Source organism: Kitasatospora sp. NPDC087861, from assembly GCF_044742585.1.
In the GTDB taxonomy this organism is placed as follows: Bacteria; Actinomycetota; Actinomycetes; order Streptomycetales; family Streptomycetaceae; genus Kitasatospora.
The window spans coordinates 211,059-228,936 of the sequence record NZ_JBIUUS010000012.1 but is presented as its reverse complement, the minus strand read 5'-3'; the positions used below and the strand labels follow the sequence as shown (position 1 = coordinate 228,936).

14 protein-coding genes and 1 tRNA gene are annotated in these 17,878 nt (G+C 71.9%); 4 read left to right on the top strand and 11 right to left on the bottom strand.

The window, feature by feature from the left end; all coding sequences use genetic code 11:
• Positions 1–462 precede the first annotated feature (462 nt).
• From ACIOJE_RS19320 to ACIOJE_RS19290, 7 genes are all read right to left on the bottom strand, one after another.
• On the bottom strand, positions 463–3,066 hold the full coding sequence (locus tag ACIOJE_RS19320) for a SpoIIE family protein phosphatase (RefSeq protein ID WP_400777453.1): 2,604 nt from the start codon (positions 3,064–3,066) through the stop codon (positions 463–465).
• A 451-nt stretch (positions 3,067–3,517) separates the two neighbouring features.
• Complete coding sequence (locus ACIOJE_RS19315; RefSeq protein ID WP_400777452.1) at positions 3,518–4,267, bottom strand: SDR family oxidoreductase; 750 nt, start codon at positions 4,265–4,267, stop codon at positions 3,518–3,520.
• 174 nt (positions 4,268–4,441) lie between these two features.
• A complete protein-coding gene (locus ACIOJE_RS19310) occupies positions 4,442–5,341 on the bottom strand; it encodes an MBL fold metallo-hydrolase (protein WP_400777451.1) in 900 nt (299 codons plus the stop codon).
• A 136-nt stretch (positions 5,342–5,477) separates the two neighbouring features.
• Positions 5,478–6,935, bottom strand: coding sequence for an NAD(P)/FAD-dependent oxidoreductase (locus ACIOJE_RS19305; RefSeq protein ID WP_280682462.1), 1,458 nt, complete (start codon positions 6,933–6,935; stop codon positions 5,478–5,480).
• Positions 6,936–7,161: 226 nt separating this feature from the next.
• Positions 7,162–8,073 carry an NAD(P)H-binding protein gene (locus ACIOJE_RS19300; RefSeq protein ID WP_280682460.1) on the bottom strand — a complete coding sequence of 304 codons (912 nt, stop codon included), beginning with the start codon at positions 8,071–8,073 and terminating at the stop codon, positions 7,162–7,164.
• Between the two features lie 40 nt (positions 8,074–8,113).
• Entirely contained in the window at positions 8,114–8,566 is a 453-nt protein-coding gene (locus tag ACIOJE_RS19295; RefSeq protein WP_400777448.1) for a hypothetical protein, read from the bottom strand.
• A gap of 496 nt (positions 8,567–9,062) precedes the next feature.
• Positions 9,063–9,344, bottom strand: coding sequence for a hypothetical protein (locus ACIOJE_RS19290; RefSeq protein WP_400777446.1), 282 nt, complete (start codon positions 9,342–9,344; stop codon positions 9,063–9,065).
• 580 nt (positions 9,345–9,924) lie between these two features.
• Between ACIOJE_RS19290 and ACIOJE_RS19285 the strand changes: the two genes are divergently transcribed.
• On the top strand, positions 9,925–10,482 hold the full coding sequence (locus ACIOJE_RS19285) for a polysaccharide deacetylase family protein (protein WP_280682454.1): 558 nt from the start codon (positions 9,925–9,927) through the stop codon (positions 10,480–10,482).
• Between the two features lie 51 nt (positions 10,483–10,533).
• On the opposite strand, the gene ACIOJE_RS19280 is transcribed toward ACIOJE_RS19285, so the two are convergent.
• Positions 10,534–11,349 carry a hypothetical protein gene (locus ACIOJE_RS19280; RefSeq protein WP_400777444.1) on the bottom strand — a complete coding sequence of 272 codons (816 nt, stop codon included), beginning with the start codon at positions 11,347–11,349 and terminating at the stop codon, positions 10,534–10,536.
• A 200-nt stretch (positions 11,350–11,549) separates the two neighbouring features.
• On the opposite strand from ACIOJE_RS19280, the gene ACIOJE_RS19275 reads away from it, so the two are divergent.
• Positions 11,550–11,623 (top strand) — tRNA-Cys (locus ACIOJE_RS19275).
• Between the two features lie 478 nt (positions 11,624–12,101).
• Here the strand turns inward: ACIOJE_RS19275 and ACIOJE_RS19270 are convergent.
• Together ACIOJE_RS19270 and ACIOJE_RS19265 are read right to left on the bottom strand one after the other, a co-directional pair.
• Positions 12,102–13,121, bottom strand: a complete 1,020-nt coding sequence (locus ACIOJE_RS19270; RefSeq protein ID WP_400777443.1) for an LD-carboxypeptidase — start codon at positions 13,119–13,121, stop codon at positions 12,102–12,104.
• 308 nt (positions 13,122–13,429) lie between these two features.
• Complete coding sequence (locus ACIOJE_RS19265; protein ID WP_400777442.1) at positions 13,430–14,356, bottom strand: LysR family transcriptional regulator; 927 nt, start codon at positions 14,354–14,356, stop codon at positions 13,430–13,432.
• Between the two features lie 278 nt (positions 14,357–14,634).
• Between ACIOJE_RS19265 and ACIOJE_RS19260 the strand changes: the two genes are divergently transcribed.
• Positions 14,635–15,900, top strand: coding sequence for an FAD-dependent monooxygenase (locus ACIOJE_RS19260; protein ID WP_400777465.1), 1,266 nt, complete (start codon positions 14,635–14,637; stop codon positions 15,898–15,900).
• A 221-nt stretch (positions 15,901–16,121) separates the two neighbouring features.
• On the opposite strand, the gene ACIOJE_RS19255 is transcribed toward ACIOJE_RS19260, so the two are convergent.
• Entirely contained in the window at positions 16,122–16,901 is a 780-nt protein-coding gene (locus ACIOJE_RS19255; protein WP_280682446.1) for a phytanoyl-CoA dioxygenase family protein, read from the bottom strand.
• 40 nt (positions 16,902–16,941) lie between these two features.
• On the opposite strand from ACIOJE_RS19255, the gene ACIOJE_RS19250 reads away from it, so the two are divergent.
• Complete coding sequence (locus ACIOJE_RS19250; RefSeq protein ID WP_400777440.1) at positions 16,942–17,811, top strand: helix-turn-helix domain-containing protein; 870 nt, start codon at positions 16,942–16,944, stop codon at positions 17,809–17,811.
• Positions 17,812–17,878: the final 67 nt, after the last annotated feature.

The window sequence follows — 17,878 nt, the reverse complement described above, 5'->3', positions numbered from 1 at the left end:
CCGGTGTCTTCCGGGGTTTGACGCCCCGTCCGACGTTTCAAACTCTAGCCGATCCCCGCTCCGAAAAGCGAATCCGACCGCAACCCAATAAAACGTGCACGCCGAATAAGAACCGGGACGCGACAAGACGCGACCCAGCCCGAACCGGGAAGTGGTGTTTCGAAGGATTGGCCACCCCGGGACCGTCCGCGCAAACGCGTGTCCGGTGCTCCCTGCCAGGCGACTGGGAGACAGTACCCCTACTCCGCGCCCGAAACAAATGCCCAGCCCAGGACCGTGCAGGTGCACCCCTGCCCGGCTCGCCACACAGTCGGCCGCCCCGGGTACGGCAAGGGTGTGCCCGGGGCGGTGGAGACCCGCGCATCAGTGGAGGTGCCGACTCCTGACACCTGTGCCAGGTATGCGGACCCGGTCGAGCGGGACCTGATCCCCGCCGTCGGCCGCCCCGGCCGGCGGCGGGCGTCAAAGTCCGAGGAGGATCTGTTCGGCCCAGATGATCTTGCCGGTGGGGGTGTAGCGGGTGCCCCAGCGCTCGGCGAGCTGGGCGACGAGGAACAGGCCGCGGCCGCCCTCGTCCTCGTCGGCCGCGTAGCGCAGGTGGGGTGAGGTGCTGCTGGTGTCGGAGACCTCGCAGATCAGGGTGCGGTCGTGGATCAGCCGCACTCGGATGGGTTCGCCGCCGTAGCGGATGGCGTTGGTGATGAGCTCGCTGAGGATCAGCTCGGTGGTGAACATCGCCTCCTCCAACCCCCACTGCATCAGCTGACGGGTGGTGGCCTCCCGGGCCCCGGCCACGGCCGAAGGGTCGGCGGGCACCTCCCATTCGTTGATCCGTCCTGGTTCCAGGATGCGGGTGCGGGCGATGAGGAGTGCGATGTCGTCGCTCTGGCGGGTGGGCAGCAGCGCACCGAGGACCGCTTCGCAGGTCTCCTGGGGCGTTCGGGCGGGGACCGCGAGTGTGGTGCCGAGGATGTCCAACCCGGCACCGATGTCGCGGGTGCGGTCCTCGAGCAGACCGTCGGTGTAGAGCACCAGGCTGCTGCCTTCCGGCAGGTGGAGCTCCGTGGCTTCGAAGGGCAGTCCGCCCAGGCCGAGCGGCGGGCCGGCGGGAAGGTCCGGGAACTCCGTGGTGCCGTCGGGGAGGACCACGACGGGCAGCGGGTGCCCGGCACGGGCGACACTGCAGGTGCCTGCGGTGGGGTCGTAGACGGCGTACAGGCAGGTGGCGCCCGTGACCGTGGGCTCCCCCGCCGATGCGGCCGCCTCCTGATCGATCAGGGCGACCAGTTCGTCGAGGTGGCCGAGGAGCTCGTCCGGTGGCAGGTCGAGGGTCGAGAAGTTCTGCACGGCCGTGCGGAGACGGCCCATGGTGGCGGCGGCGTGCAGGCCGTGGCCGACGACGTCGCCGACCACGAGGGCCACGCGGGTACCGGACAGCGGGATGACGTCGAACCAGTCGCCGCCCACCCCGCCCTCCGCGGGCAGGTAGCGGTAGGCGATGTCCAGGGCGTTCTGCTCGGGCACGCCTCGCGGCAGCAGGCTGCGCTGCAGGGCGACGGCCAGGCCGTGCTCACGCGTGTAGCGACGCGCGTTGTCGATGCACACGGCGGCACGGGCTGCCAGCTCCCCCGCCAGCGACAGGTCGTCCTCCTCGAAGGGCTCGCTCCCCTGCCCACGCCAGAAGTCGGCGACCCCCATCGTGACACCCCGGGCACTGAGCGGAACGGCGATGAGCGAGTGGACCCCGAGGTTCAGAACCGCCCGAACACGCTCGGCATCCTGGGAGCGCCAGGCGACGTCGGCCCGCAGGTCGGGCACGAGGACCGGGGTTCCGCTCACGAAACCCGTGGCCTGCGGGCTCGACGCGGCGAACGCGACCAGCTCGCCCGACCGGTACAGAGGGTGGTCGTCGTGGATACCGGTGAGGGCGACCCGGCGCAGCTCGACGGCTTCGCCGCCGACCGCCGCGGCCGGCTCGTCACCGCTCAGGACGGGCTCGGAGAGGTCGACCGTGACGTAGTCGGCGAACCGCGGAACGGCCACCTGCGCGAGCTCCTCGGCGGTGCGCCGGACGTCGAGGGTCGTGCCGACGGCAACGCTCGCGTCGTACAGCAGCCGCAGACGGCCGCGCGCGACCTCCGCCCGTCCCGCGAGGGCCTGCAGCTCGGTGGAGTCCCGCACGGTGGCCACGCTGCCGGGTGGCCCGCCCGCGCGGTCGGTCAGCCGGTTGTTCACGACCAGCAGCCGGTCCCCGACCCGGATCACCTCGTCGGTGGCGACGCGACCGGAGGCCAGCAGCTCGGCCATCCGGGGTTCGAGACCGAGGTCCGTGGCGGCGCGGCCGACCGCGCCGGGCGGCAGGTCGAGAAGCCGCCTCGCCTCGTCGTTGACGAGCATGATGTCGCCGGCGCCGTCGACGATGACCACGCCTTCGCGCACCGCGTGCAACACGGCCTCGTGGTGCTCGTACAGCTGGGTCATCTCGGCGGGCCCGAGACCGTGGGTCTGGCGCCGCAGCCGCCTGCTGACCAGGGCCGCGCCCGCCGTCGCCAGACCGAGCGCGACGAGACCTGCCCCGCCGACGAACGGCAGCTGCCGGCCGACCGCACTGCCCACATGGCTGACCGTCACCCCGGCCGCTACCAGGCCCACGACCGTGCCGTTCGCATCCGTCACCGGGACGATCGCCTGCACCGCCTCGCCGAGCACGCCGCCGGCACTCTCCAGGACGACGTGACCTGCCAGCGCCGGTCCGATGGTGCCGATGATCTTCCCCCCGATCTGTTCCGGGACGGGATTGGTGTAGCGGATGCCCTCCCGGTTCGTCACGACGATGAAGTCGACCTTGCCCTGTTTGCGGGCGGCTTCGGTCAGCGGCTGGAGCGTCGCGCTCGGATCGGGTCCCTGCAGCACGGCCACCAGGCCGGGACCGTGGGCGAAGGCCGCCGCCGCGGCGATCGAACGGTCGCGCGCCGCCTGGAGCCGGTCGCTCCGTGACTTGAGCAGCAGCGCGGTCACGGCGACCACCACGAGCAGCAGCACGACCAGCACCTGCAGCAGGAACACCTGCCCGGCCAGGCTGCGCGCGCTTTCCGACGACCGCCGACGGCGCGCTGACGGACCCTGCGGAGCAGAGTGCGTCCGTTGCCTCTCGCCGCGACCGCCCGAGCGACGCCATGACGGCCAGGAGGAGCGCAGGACTCGGACCATACCTATGTCTACCCCGAGCCCCGACACCGCCGGGGCGTACCACGCCGGGCGTTCCCCCACCGCCCGTAGGAGCCGGCCTGCCGAAACACCTGTCAGCGGATCCATCACGATGACGGCTCGTCGGTCCTCACCGTGATCGGTCCCGCCGAGGAGCGTGCCCTTGAGGATCGACGGGGCCGAGACCCGAGCACACCTCCCGAAGGCCCACCGGTCGAACACGCGCAGCTCCGGCTCGACCACCGCGCCGATGGCACCGGTCGACCGGTGGCCGGCCGCGTGCACCGGACTGCACGGCCAGGGCCAGGACCTAGAGGATCCGGGCCATGGCGGTGTTGAGCTCGGTGACGTAGGCGTGTTCGCCGGGCCCGGCGTTGTCGCGGTAGATCCGGGCCGCGTCGACGACCACCTCTTCGACGTCGGTGCCCAGGGCCTCGACCGCCTGGCTCACGAAGTCCGCCAGCGGCATCGCGCGATCGTCGTCCGGCTCGCCGACCAAGCCGGTGGCGACCCAGGGCGGCACGATCTCCTGGACGCGGACCGAGGTGTCCCGGAGCCGGAACCGCTGGGACAGGGCGTAGGAGTGGAGCGCGGCCTTGGTCGCGGAGTAGGCCGCGTACTGCGCCAGCGGGGTGAAGGCGAGGGTGGAGCTGTTGTAGACGACCGTGGCACGGGGCCGGCCCTTGAGGTGCTCGATGAAGGCTGAGGTGGTGCGGATGGCGCCGAGCAGGTTGGTCGTCAGTTGACTGGTCAGCACGGTCTCGTCGACCGGTCCGGCGGCGTCGTCGCGGAGCATGATCCCGGCGTTGTTGATGAGGACGTCGAGGTCGGGGTGATCGGCCAGGACGCGCTCCGCGGCCCTGGCGATGCTCTCGGGGTCACCGACGTCGAGCTCGACCGTGCCCATGCCCGGGTGCGCCCGGGCGACCTCGTCGAGGAGGGCCCGGCGGCGGCCGGCGATGATGACGGTGTTGCCGAGCCCGTGCAGGGCTTCGGCCAGCCCCCGGCCGATGCCGGAGCCACCGCCGGTGATGAGGATGGTGTTCCCGGTCAGCTGCATGACGTCTCCTCGGTCAGTCGGTCGGTTGGTTGGTTGGTTGGTCGGTCGGTCGGTCGTCGGTCGGTCAGCGGACTCTCGCGGTGGGGCCGGGTTCTCAGGCCGCGGTGGGCTGGAGCGCCGGGTACTCGGTGTAGCCCGCCGGGGCGGCCGGGCGAGGGAGGCCGCGGAAGACCCTCACCGCCATGTCGCCCACTCCTTCACCGCGAACCGGTCGCCGACGCGCCGCACTTCGGCTGCCCCCGGTCCGGGCAGGTGCGCGGGGAGCAGCAGGGCGCCCCGGTCCGCGGCCTCCCCCAGCACCCGGCGCCGGCTGTTCCGGGCGCGGGGCTCGTCCTCGTCGAAGCTGGGGCAGTCGTCCGGCTCCACGATCTGCAGTGGGCTGTGCAGCAGGTCCCCGGCGAACACCGCCCGGTCCGTGCCCGATCGCAGCCATACGACGCAGGAGCCGGGGGTGTGGCCGGGGGCGGGCTCGATGCGGAGCCGGGAGTCGACGTCGTAGTGGTCGCCCTCCCACAGCACGGTCTGTCCGGCCTGGTGCACGGGGGCGACGCTGTCCTCGAAGACGTTGGCCATCCGGGGCCCGGAGCGGGTCCGGTGTCCGTTGGCCGGGTTCCAGTAGTCGAAGTCGGCGCGCGGGATGACGTACCGGGCGTCGGGGAAGGTCGGTCGCCACGCTCCGTCGTCCGTCAGGCGGGTGTTCCAGCCGACGTGGTCGCCGTGGACATGGGTGCAGATCACCGTGTCCACGTCCTGCGGGCGGACGCCTGCCGCGGCCAGCTCTTCGAGGTAGTGGGTGCTCAGATGGTGGAAGGCCGGCATGGCCGGGCGTTCCCGGTCGTTGCCGATACCGGTGTCGATCAGGATCGTCCGGCCCTCGCTGCGGATCAGCCAGGTCTGGATCATGACGCGGACCTCGTCGGCGACCGGGTCCAGGAAGGTGGGGGCGAGCCAGCTCTCGTGCGCCCGCCAGTGCTCGACGGGCACGTCAGGGAAGACGTAGTCGCGGGCGCGGCCTCGGGCGGCCAGCTCGACCACGCGGGTGATCTCCACGTTCCCAAGCGTGATGGTGTCCATGTCCCCAGCCTGCGCGCCGGATGACGCGGCTGCTATCGGTCGCCTGGACGACAGCTCGGAGGGAGCGGGACGCGGCGCGACACGGCCGCGTGCCCCTCGGCGGCCGCGCGCTGCGGCGGGCCCCTCCCCCGTCCGCTCAGGCGCGGTCGCGCTGGTAGGCGGCGAGGAGGAAGAGCCAGATCTCGCTGACGGTCGGGAAGCAGGCGATCGCGTGCCGCAGGCGTTTGAGCGGGACCTCGCCGGCGACCGCGACGGTGGCGGAGTGCAGCAGTTCGCTGACTCCGGGGCCGACGAAGGTCGCCCCGAGCAGGACTTCCCGGTCCAGGTCGACCACCAGCCGGGCGTGGCCACGGTAGTCGTCGGCGTAGAGGTCGGCGCCCTGGGCGGTGTCGAAGTCGAGGTCGACGGTCGTGATGCGGTGGCCGGCCCGGGTCGCCTGCTCGGCGGTCAGGCCCACGGCGGCCGCCTCGGGGTCGGTGAAGAAGACCTGGGGCACGGCGTGCTGGTCTGCGGTGGTGGCGTGGTCTCCCCACGGGCCGTCGTCCAGGGGGAGGCCGGCGGCGCGGGCGCCGATGGCGTCGCCTGCGGTCCGTGCCTGGTACTTGCCCTGATGGGTGAGCAGGGCACGGTGGTTGACGTCGCCGACGGCGTAGAGCCATGCGCCGTCGACCCCGTGGACCAGACACGTGGTGTCCACCTCCAGCCACGTGCCCGGGGAGAGGCCGACCGTGTCCAGGCCGATGTCGTCGGTGCTGGGGGTCCGGCCGGTGGCGAACATGACCTCGTCGGCCTGCAGGTCGCTGCCGTCGTCGAGGGTGAGGGTGACGGGCCCGGTGGGGTCCGGGCGGCGCACGGCGGTGACCCGGGTGCCGATCCGCACGTCCACGCCCGCCTCGCTGAGGCTGCCTGCGACGAGCTCGCCCGCGAAGGGTTCCATGCGGGGCACCAGGCGGTGGCGAACGAGCAGGGTGACCTGGGAGCCGAGGCCCTGCCAGAGGGTGGCCATCTCGATGGCGACTCCACCGCCTCCGACGATGGCGAGCCGGCCGGGGACCGTACTGGAGTCGGTGCCGTTCCGGTTCGTCCAGGGCCGGGCCTCCCGTGCGCCCGGGATGTCGGGCAGCAGCGGCAGGCTGCCGGTGGCGATGGCGACCGCGTGCCGGGCGGTGAGGGTCAGGCGCGCGCCGTCGTCCCTGGTGACCGTGACGCGGCGGGGGCCGTCGAGGCGGCCGTGACCGCGGAAGAGGTCGGCGCCGATGGACTTCACCCATTCGGCCTGTCCGGTGTCGTCCCAGTCGCTGACGTAGTGGTTGCGGCGGGCGAAGACCCGGTCGGTGTCGAGCCGGCCGGTGACGGCCTGCCGGGCGCCGTCCACGCGGCGGGCGTCGGCGACCGCGATGACCGGCCGCAGCAGGGCCTTACTGGGGACGCAGGCCCAGTAGGAGCATTCGCCGCCGACCAGTTCACGCTCCACGACGGCCACGGTGAGGCCGGCGGCGCGGGCACGATCGGCGACGTTCTGGCCGACCGGACCGGCGCCCAGCACGACCACGTCGTAGGCGCTGCTCTCCTGGTGCTCACGGGCTTCGTTCATCGCTTCCTCGCGTCTCCTTCGGGGCGGCCGGGCCGTTTCCCGGCTCATGTAACCGCTCGGTGCGGGCACGGCCGTCATGCCTTGGCCGTGGCAGGCACCAGGAGCGGTCATCCGTGCCCCTGGTGGCCGTATGGCACGCCGTGACCGGCCTCGGGAGCCTCCCGGTCCCCCAGCTGGCCGGCGGCGCGGCGCGTTGCGGTTGCCCCGGCCACGCCGAGCAGCGGCGTCATTCGGTGCACAGCTCGGGATGGCTCTCGGCGAACTCGCGAACGCCGCAGGCCGGTCGCCCGGTGATCAGCTCCACCTCCCGGGTCACGCGGTCGTATCGGTTCTCCGCGTGCAGGCGCGCCATCGTCGCCAGGTGATCGAAGACGTGGTCCGGCAGTCCCAGGGGCCTCAGGTCCTGCTCCAGCCACAGTTCATAGGGCGGGTCGTCGTAGCCGACCGGCCGGTGCAGGGCCGCGCTGAGCTCGGCCGCCATCGCCGTCAGGTCCTGGGAGACCGGTCCGGTCAGTTCGTGGACACGGCCGAGGTGCGGCGCGGGGTTCGCCAGGATCTCGGCGACCACTGCGGCGACGTCCCGAGCGGCGACCGGCGAGGTACGGCCGGTGCCGAACGGAAGCCTCAGGACCCCGTCCCGGGCGACCGAGGCGAAGGCGAGCCGGAACAGCGGATTCTCCATGAACACGGTCGGGCGCACCTGCACCACCGGCAGGCCCGACCAGTCCAGGGCCTGCTCCGTGAGCCAGTGCTGGCGCTGCTGCGTCGATTCGTCGGTGCTGGTCAGCCGCATCTGGGAGACGGTCATCTGGGACATGTTGACGAACGCCTCCAGGCCCTGGTGAGCACGCGCCGCCGCCGCCGTGACCAGGGCCGCCTCCAGGTACTGGGCCGACACGCCCATGCCGAAGTACAGGCGCCCGCAGCCATCCAGCGCGCGCACGACGTCCACGGGCCGGGTCAGGTCCCCGACCACCACCTCGGCACCCGTGGCACGCAGGGCCGCGGCGCGTTCGTCCTCACGCCGGACCAGGGCCCGTACCGGCAGCTCCCGGCTTCTGAGGTCCTGAACCACCGACCGGCCCACCGCCCCGACGCTGCCTGCGGCACCCGTGACAAGAATCAGCGGCGCGCCCATGACCCGCACCTCCGCTCACCGGGACGCGGCAAGCGGCCCGTCACCCCAGCCGTCCGTCCCGGCTCGACACCGTGGCCCGTCCGTCGCTGCCGTTCAACCCGGATTCGCTGATGTTGTCGCCACTGTCCCCGTTGTCGCCCCCGCCGTTGCCCTTACCGCCGTCGATCGGCGCGCCGTCCTCACCGCCGTTGCTGCCGTCGCCACCGTCCTCACCCCCGTTGCCGCCGGCGCCACCGTCCTCGCCCCCGTTGCCGCCGTCGCCGTCGTCCTCGCTGCCATAGCTGCCGGACCCGGCTCCGCCACGGGCAGCGGCGAGGGCGAGGGGGCCGCCGCCGTCTCCGCCGCCCCGCAGTTCCACGGTCGGGCTGGAGACCCCGGCCGGGACCGTGAACGTGCCGTTCGCGGTGAACTTCTGCACGCCGCCGGCGTGCGCCGCGGGCATGCCGGCCACCAGGCCTCCCGCCGTCACGATCCCGGCCACCAGTGCGGACAACGCCGTCCTTGACACCACTTCCCTGCCTCCTGGATTTCGCCCCTCCCCGAGCACCGGACCTAGGGACGGGGGACGGGCCCCAGCCCACCACCGGGCAGGCAAGGCTGCCACCGGGACGCAGGCGGAAACTCCGGCCGACTCGGGGCGGCGCACCCACCGGGGGTGAACACGATGGGCCATCCGCCGGACCGCGACAGACCCGGGGCGAGCCGCCCACACCCACGCCGTCATGCGGCGGTACGTCACCCCCGGCCCGGCCGACACCCGGCTGAGGACCTCGCCCGGGTGGCCGCAACCCGATGGCAGGTGGCGGAATGCCTCCTGGCCGCGAAGAACGAGTGCGGCCTGGACCACTACCAACGTCCGCCGCTACGAACGTCGCCAGGATCGCCGGAGCTGACGGTGAGCGCGGGAAGCGGCGGGCGCCCTCCCCGCGCTCCTGCCGGGGCTCGGTGGAGACCGCGGACAACCGAACGAGTCAGGACACGGGACCCGCTCAGAAGACGAAGTAGCTTGCGCCGAACGTCGTCGCGCTCCGGCCCGGTTCGACCTCCGCGGTCACGGGCCCCTGGCAGTTCGCCGCCGCATGCACCAGAACCATCGAATTCGTATGGTTCTGGACGGAGACCGGAGACGAGGTCGCATAGCAGCCCCGCGCCGGGTTCTCATGGGGAACCCCGTTCACCACCAACAGCCCCGTTGCCGCCTGAGCGGGAACAGCCAGCGCAATCACACCGGTGGCGGCCAGCATGCCGAGCGCAGCGATCCGACGGTGCATGATGACTCCTCATATCTGAGTTGAAGAAAGGAAGTTGGGAGCTCCAGACCATAACCATCCCCCGCATTCTCCCCGTTGGAGCGCAGCCCTGACCGACAGCCACGCCGACATCCAGAAGATCCAGGTCCGACCCGGCACCCCCCGGAGCGGGCACGGCAGCCGGTCCGACGGCGACAGCGCCGAGCCCGAGCGGGTGTGGCCGACCCGGCCGCGAAAGCGGGCGGCACCGGGAACAACCGTGAGGATGGCCTGAATATCATCCAGAGCGCCATTCGAGTGAAAACACCGCAGTGGATACCGGCGGTCAAGAATCTTGGATGGCCGCTGCCAGAATGCAGTCTCCGGTGAATAGCAGACAGGACGACGGACGCGGAATGGCGGGAGTGGAGACGTGTCGCTGATCAGCCCGAGGCGATGTCCGGACGAGCATCCCGGGGAAAGGCCGAAGCCATTTCCGTGGACGCTGATGTACCACTCGGTGGCGGAGGAGAGACAGGACCCGTATCTGATCACGGTGAGCCCCGACCGGTTCAGACGTCAGCTTCGGTGGCTGGCGGCGCGAGGGCTGCGGGGGGTCTCCGTGGGCACGCTGATGCGCGCCCACTCGGCGGGCCGCGCGGAGGGTCTGGTGGGGTTGAGCTTCGACGACGGATATCGGGACTTCGCCGAGCAGGTGGTGCCGGCGCTGGCGGAGTACGGGTTCGGCGCGACGGTGTACGTGGTGGCGGGCAGGCTCGGCGGCCACAACGACTGGGACCGCGAGGGTCCGCGCAAGGCGCTGCTGACGGCCCGGCAGGTGCGTGAGGTCGCCGCGGCGGGGCTGGAGGTGGGCTCGCACGGCCTCACCCACCGCAGGCTCGCCGGGATGACCGGACGCGAGCTGGCGGCCCAGGTCGTGGACAGCCGGGCCGTCCTGGAGGATGCGAGCGGCGGCCCGGTGGAAGGCTTCTGCTACCCCTACGGTTCCCTCGACCGGGCCGCGATGGAGGCCGTCGCACAGGCCGGCTACGACCACGCCTGCGCGGTCGCGCCGGGCTCCGGCGGCGGGCCGCACGCACTACCGCGCTGCTACGTGGGCGACCGGGACGGGCCGTTGCGGCTCTCCGCGAAGCGGCTGCTGCATCACTGGAAGGGCTGACTCGCACCTTCCCGCGGCCACGTTCCGTGGCCGCGGGGCCTCCCGTCCGGCCTACTGCGCGACGGCCGCGGGTTCGAGGCGCAGCCAGGATTCGTGCCAGAGCAGGGCGCACTGGCGGTCGCAGCCGGTGACGGGCAGCGGCTCGCCGTTGCAGCGCAGTGCGTCGAGGATGAACCAGCGGCCTCCGGTGGGGCGCTGCCACCAGGCGAGTGAGCGGTGACGCAGTTCGGTGGCGCCGTGCCGGTGGCCGGCGTGGTGTTCCATGCCGGGCTGGAAGGGGACGCCGTGGAGTCGTCCGGCGCGGTCGAGGGTGGCCTGGATCTCCGGCAGGGTACGGACGGTCGCCCAGAGGGCGGCGGGCCGGGCGGCGGGGTCCGCTGCGGGGGCGGGTTCGAGCCACTCGTCGCGGAAGAGGAGGGCGCAGTCGAGTCCGCAGCCCTGGGTGCCGTCGGCTCCGTGGCAGGTGGCGCCGGCCAGGGCGACGGTGCCCGACAGGCGGCGGATGCGGTAGTGGTCGTCGACCATGCGGCGTACGACGCGTTCGACCTGGTGAACGCCGCCGCAGAAGGACCACTGACTGCCGGTGAACCACAGCCCCCGGTGCCGGTCGTCGGCGTCGAGCGTGGCACGGACCTGGTCCACGCTCTTGACGCGGACCCAGTCGCCCTCCGCATACCGGGACGGGCGGCCCGGGGCGGGGACGGCGCCGAGGTCCTCGCGGCGCTGTTCCCGGGCGATGCGGGCCTGACGCACCAGCCCCAGCGGCGGGAAGTCGCGCAGCGGCAGGCTCTTGTACTGGCATAGGTTCGGCGGAGGCGTGTCCGTCCGCGCGTCGGCGGGAGTGGTCAGGCAGTCCTCGGCGGTCACGGTGGGAATCCCGTCGCTCGGAAGTATTCGAACCAGGCTAATGGGGTTTTCCGGCCGGACTTGAAGAAATTCGACCGGACATGGCCGGCCCAATTCTTCATTAGAAACACAAAGGCTCCACCTGGACGATGTTCCACGGAATCCCGGGACATCCACCCTCTCCTTGTTCATGTTCGCGTAATATTCCGGATGTCACCTCTGGTGGAGTGGCCGAGTGGCGAGGCGACGGCCTGCAGAGCCGTTTACATGGGTTCGAATCCTTTCTCCACCTCCATGATCAGACGCGGATCTCCCCACCCCCGTCGCAGCGACGTCCCTGGCCCGGGGAACCCGGCGCAGGGTTCCCGTGACCAGCAGGGCAGATCTACCGCGCCGAGCGCATCATCAACTGATGCCCGCGCTGGGGGTGGTGGTCCGGGACTGCGGGATCAGGGTGGTGAGGCCGCGGGGAGTTGCTGGGTGCTGGTCACCTTGCCCGTTCTCCCGCGCGCGGACCGGTGGTGAGCACCACGGCCGGTCGGCTGACGACCCGGTGGGCAGGGTGATGAGGATCCGTGAGAATCCCTAGGACCGCAGACGTTCACAGGGTTGGTGATCCGTGACGTCAGGAGCCGAGCTTCTAGACCAACACGAGCCACCAGGTGTCCAAGGCCCCTCCTGCAAGCCGAACAAGCGGCTCAGGGCGTCGATCACCAGAGCGTGAGTTGGCCCCAGGGGCGCTGCCGGGCCGTCGGCTCACTGATCCGCGGTGCTCAGCTGACCGGTCCCGGCATCGTGTGCGGCCCTACCGCCGGTTCGAGCAGCGACAACGTCCGCTGCTGCGCGTCGAGGCCGACGCGGATGCCGACCGGCATCGGCAGATTCGGGCCGGCATGCCCGAAGTCGACGTTGCCCAGGACCGGGATGTCGCGGTCGCCGAGGACGTCGAGGACGATCTCGGGCAGGGTCGGGGAGGTGCCGGGCTCGAGTCCACTGATCTCGCGCGGAACGCCCACGACCATGCCGGAGATCCGATCGAGGATGCCGCAGTGTCGCATCACCTGCAGATAGCTCCACACGTACGATGCCAGGCCGCCCATCTCCTCCCAGAACAGCACCGCACCGTCGAACTGTTCGAGCGGCAGCGCGAAAGGCGTCGTCTGCGCCAGCACGATGCGGTTGATCACCCCGCCGATCAGCCGGCCTTCGACACGACCAGGACGCCAGCACTCCCACGACGGGCTCGCAGGCAGTGCACCGATCGCCTCGGTGCTGGTCAGCAACCTGGAGTAGAGCTTCTCGAGTTCCGATTGGCGCGCCACGGGCGCAGCCTGCCAGTGCCCGCCGAAGCCGGGGACGGCCATGTCGGCATGGAACCCGACCAGACCCGTGCGCGCATAGAGCACCAGGTGCAGCAGCGAGATGTCGCTGTAGCCGAGGATCGGCTTGGGGTCGGCCCTGATCGCCTCGACGTCGATCAGGTCGAGGTAGCCGAGCGCCGCCTGGCCGCCGTCACTCGCGACGATCGCGCGCACCTCGGGATCACGCAGAAGACCGTTGAGCTCCCCGGCGATCTCCGCCGGCGTGGCCGCGCTCCACCAATGGCGCCGCCCCACCTCGAGTAGCGGAGCCCGACGCACGCGGAATCCCATCCGTTCGAGCACCACCACCGTCTGCTCGACGTTGGGCTCGTAAGCGGCCGGCAGCGGGCCGGACAGCGAGGCGATGACAACGAGATCTCCGGGCCTCAGGGCACGCGGTCGAAGCGGTTGAGGCAGTGCAGAACCAGTCATGGCGTCAGTGTCGCCGGTGCCATTGCCAGGGTCACGCGACTTTCGCCGGGCCTTCCGGGCGGGGCGGGGGGCTTCACCGACCTGTGGACACCACCCGCCAGAACCTGCCGAAAGAGGCAACGTCATGGAGAAGAACCGCAAGGTGAAAGCCACCCTCGCTCTCGCCGGGGCAGTTGCGCTCGCCGGTCTGACGTTGGGGCGGCCAGGCCGTGCCGCCGCGGCGGCACGGCCGCCGGCGGGGAGGACCTTCGCGGGCGCCTCCGTAGCGGCTCCGGCAGCGGTCGGCACGACCGACGGCCCGCCGGACGTCATCCACCGGTGGTGGACCCGGATACAGCCCCGTCACGCGCCGGTCGATCGGACAGCTCCGTCCACAGGTCGAGAAAGGCCCGCAACGGCGCGCTCGGCCGGGTGCCCGCCCGCCACACGAACACCTTCCGCAACCGGATGGCGGGCTCCAGCGGCACGACGACGAAACGCCGGTCGGCGGCGAGGACCGGACTCGCCTGGGAGGTCAGGGCGATGCCGACCCGCTCGGCGACCAGAGCGAGTTGGAGGGCGACGTCGTTCGTCCCGTAGGCGATGTCCAGCCGCAGCTCCGCCGCGGCGAAGGCCGCACGGATGAACGCGTGCACTCCGCTGTCGGGGCCGTAGCTGATGACCGGGCTCCGGACCGCCTCGTCGAGGGTCATCGGACGGTTCGCGGGCCGGCTTCCGGCGGGGAGGACCGCGACGATCCGGTCCTCCAGGAGCACGCGCGAGGCGACGGCGGCGGGTTCACCGTCCGGCGGTCCCGCGACCACGGCCGCGTCGATCTCCCCGTCGCGGACCTTCGCCAGCAGCGACGGGCTCGACGCCCCGATGAGACTCACCGCGACCCGGGGGTACCGGCGGTGGTACTCCCCCAGCAGCCGGGGGATGCTGGTGCCTTCCAGCCCGCCGACGGTCCCCAGCGCGAACGCTCCGCTGAACAGACCGGACCGGTCGGCGAACTCCAGGACGGCCGACGCGGCCGCCGCCAGACAGGCGCGGGCGTGCGGCAGCAGGGCGGCGCCCCCGGAGGTGAGAACCACCTGCCGGGGCAGGCGTTCGAACAGGGCCTCTCCCAACTCCTTCTCCAGGGCCTGGATCTGCTGGCTGATCGCCGGCTGCACGACATGACAGCGGGCCGCCGCCTTGGTGAACGACCGCTCCTCCGCCACCGCGACGAAATACTCAAGCGTACGGAGCTCCATGACCGACAAACTATCAACTCCGCAGCTGAGAGGCCTGGTTGTGACAGCTCCGACTGCTCCGGGGCCGGTACGACGACCGATCCGGGGCCGGTCCGGCGATCCCCGGTGCGATCAGTGATCGTGACGACTGCCATCACCCCTGGGTATTGGACGCGCGCGGCCACGTCCCCGAGGCTGGTGGCCGGGTGTCGGCCAGACCCGCGGCCCCGGCGAAGAGCGAGGACAGACAGTTGACTTCCTCCCCCGGCTGGAGCCGGGGGCATCCATGGAGGTCCATGATGAGAGTGACCGTCGTCGGCGGCGGCATCGCCGGACTGACCTGCGCCCTGAGCCTGCACGCCGCCGGCTTCGCGCCACGGGTGTACGAAGCGGCGCGGAAGGTCGAGGCGGTCGGCGTCGGGATCAACCTGTTGCCGCACGCCGTCCGGGAACTCGACGAACTCGGCCTGGACGGCGAGCTGGCCTCCGTCGCGCTGCCCCCACACCGGCTGAGCTACCGCGACCGGACGGGCGAGACGGTCTGGGAGGAGCCGCTGGGACGCCCGGCCGGGTACCGCTGGCCGCAGTACTCCGTGCACCGCGGCCGTCTGCAGATGCTGCTCCTCGCGGCGGTACGCGAGCGGCTGGGGCCGGACTCGGTCCGTACCGGCCTGCTGTTCCAGAGGTTCGAGCAGAGCGCGGGCGGCGTCCGCGCCCACTTCCTGGACCGGTCGAACGGTCTGCCCGTGGTCGACGACGCCGACGTGCTGGTCGGCGCCGACGGCATCGACTCCGTGGTCCGCAGCCGGTTGTACCCGGACGAGAGCCTCCCGAACGGGAACGGCGTCCACATGTGGCGCGGGGTCGCCCGGCACCCGCACATCCTCGACGGCCGTTCGATCGTGGTGGCCGGGGGCACCCCCGGCGCGAAGTTCGTCGCCTACCCGATCGAGGACCCCGCGACCCCGGCCGCCGACGCTCTGGTGAACTGGGTGCTGGAGGTGCGGCACGGCCCGTCCGCCCCGCCTGCCGGTGGCCCCGGCCGTCGCGTCACCGCGGCGGAGGCCCGCGCCGGGCTGTCGTCGTGGAGCCTGCCGTGGATCGACCTCACGGCGATCGCCGAACGCTCCTCGGCGATCTTCGAGTACCCGATGCTCGACCGTGATCCCCTGCCGCGCTGGAGCTTCGGACGGGTCACCCTCCTCGGTGACGCCGCGCACCCGATGTTCCCCATGGGCATGAACGGAGGATCGCAGTCCATCGTCGACAGCCGTGTGCTGGCCTGGTGCCTGGCCCGGGACGACGACGCCGAGGCCGCGCTCCGCCGCTACGACCGGATGCGCCGGCCGGCCGTCAACGCGATCGTGCTGGCCAACCGGGACCTGGGACCGGAAGAGACCATCGCGCGGGCCGAGGAGCACGGCGGGGAGTTGCCCCTCGGGCAGGCCGAGGAGATCGCGACCCGCTACAAGCGGCTGGCCGGGGCCACCGTGCCCCAGGTCAACACCCACCCGTCCTGGACGGTCCCCGTCATCGCCGCTGATCAGGAGCGGCTCCACGGGTGAGACGGACCGACCGGGTTCCGGGGAGGTGCTGCGTGGTCACCGCCGCGCGGCACGGCTGACGTTGGAGCAGCTGACCGAGGTCTCGGGCGTCAGTGCCCGGACCCGGTCGGACATGGAACGTGGCCGCAGCAAGGGGCCTCAGGCCCGGACGTGGCCGCCCTGACCGTGACCGCCCTGACGTCTCCCCGGTGGGAAGTGCCAAGGGTGAGGGCAGCCCGGCGTCAGTGCGGGCCCGAGTCCTCGGTGCCGCAGGGGCCGCCGGCCGTCGATGCGGGCAGTTCGACCGGCTCCCCGGCCATCGTCAGGGTCTGGTACCACGCCGAGATGCGCTCGGTCGAGCGTCCGGTGTAGTGGCAGATGAAGCTGCGCCTGAACCGGTCGGCTGTGGTGTTGGGCTGCGAGCCGTGCACCAGGCTGCCGTTGAAGAACAGCACGTCCCCGGGGTCCAGGTCGACCGGGTGGCGCGACAGGCCCGGCGGTGGCGGCACGTATTCGCGGGTGAAGGAGGCGGTGCCGTCGGCGTCCTCGGGGCAGAACAGGTCCATGCGGTGTGTCCCGGGTACGACTTCCAGTCCGCCGTTGGCCCGGTCGGCCCGGTCGACCGCCAGCCAGGCGGCGACACAGGTGCCGGGCTCGACGCGGAGGTAGAAGTTGTCCTGGTGCAACGCCTGGCCCCGGGCCCCCGGCGGCTTGAAGTAGAACATGCTCTGGGCTGCCAGCGGCTCCTCACCGAGCAGCTCACGCAGGACGGCGGCGACGCGGTGGTCCAGCAGATGGCGCAGGGCGAGGGGGCTCACCCGGTGGGGGTGCATGATCCGCGGGAACTCGCGCAGGACGTCGTACGGCTGCCCGGGCTCCTGCGGCGACGGGGTGAAGTGCCCCGGGATCGGGCCTGCGGCGTGCAACCGCATGAACTCCTCCCGCAGCTCCGCCACCTCGCCGGGGGAGAACAGTCCTGGTAGAACGACGTATCCGTGCTCGTGGAAGTCGGCGACTCTCATGCCCTCACGATAGGAGGCGCGACCGTGCCCAGGTATGGCCATGACGGCCGATGACATGTCCGTTCCTGCTGCCGAGTTGGTGATCCTGGGTCACTTCGACCAGCCCTCCGGCTACGCGGTGCGCCGCTCGCAGGGGTCGCCGAGCTGGCTGCTGATGTGGACCCGGGACGGCGCCGGGCTGGTGGAGCAGGCCGGCGTGGTGGCCAGGGCGGAGCCGGGGCATCTGGTGGTGCTGGGGCCGGAGCAGGCCCAGTACTACCGGACGGCGCCTGGGGAGAACCGCTGGCGGTTCTGGTGGGTGCACTTCCAGCCCAGGCCGGCCTGGCTGCGCCGACTGGCACCGTACGCCCTCGGGGCGGGCTGCCATGTGGTCCCCGGTGCCGGCTCCGAGCGGATGGAACAGGCGCTGCTGCGCGCGTGCGGCGATGCGCGGTGGAGTGGGCACGCCCTGCCGGCCTCGCCGTCGCGCCCCGTCCGACCCGTGGTCGCGGAATCCCCCGAGGCACGTGAGCTCGTGCTGAACGCGGTCGAGGAAGTGCTGCTGCTGGCGACGGTCGCCGCGCGCCGGCCCGTCCTGGGCGACCCTCGGGTCCGGCAGGTCCAGGCCCTGATCGCGGCCGAGCCCGGTGCTCCGCACAGCGTCGCATCGCTGGCCCGGGCCGTCGCCCTGTCACCGTCCAGACTGGCGCACCTCTTCACCCTGGAGGTCCGTCTGACGCCCATGCAGGCCGTACGCGAGGCGAGGATGCGCCAGGCCGCCCAGCTCCTCGCCGCCACCGACCTGAGCATCGGCCGGATCGCCACGGCATCGGGGTTCGCCAGCCAGTTCCACTTCAGTCGTACGTTCAGCCGGGAGGTCGGCATGTCACCTCGGGAGTACCGCGCCGGCCTGCGGGCATCCGGCGGGTGAGACGCGGGCAGGCCCGGTTCTGCGGCGAAGCCGGCGTCGAAGCAGAACCGGGCCGTCCCACGCCGAT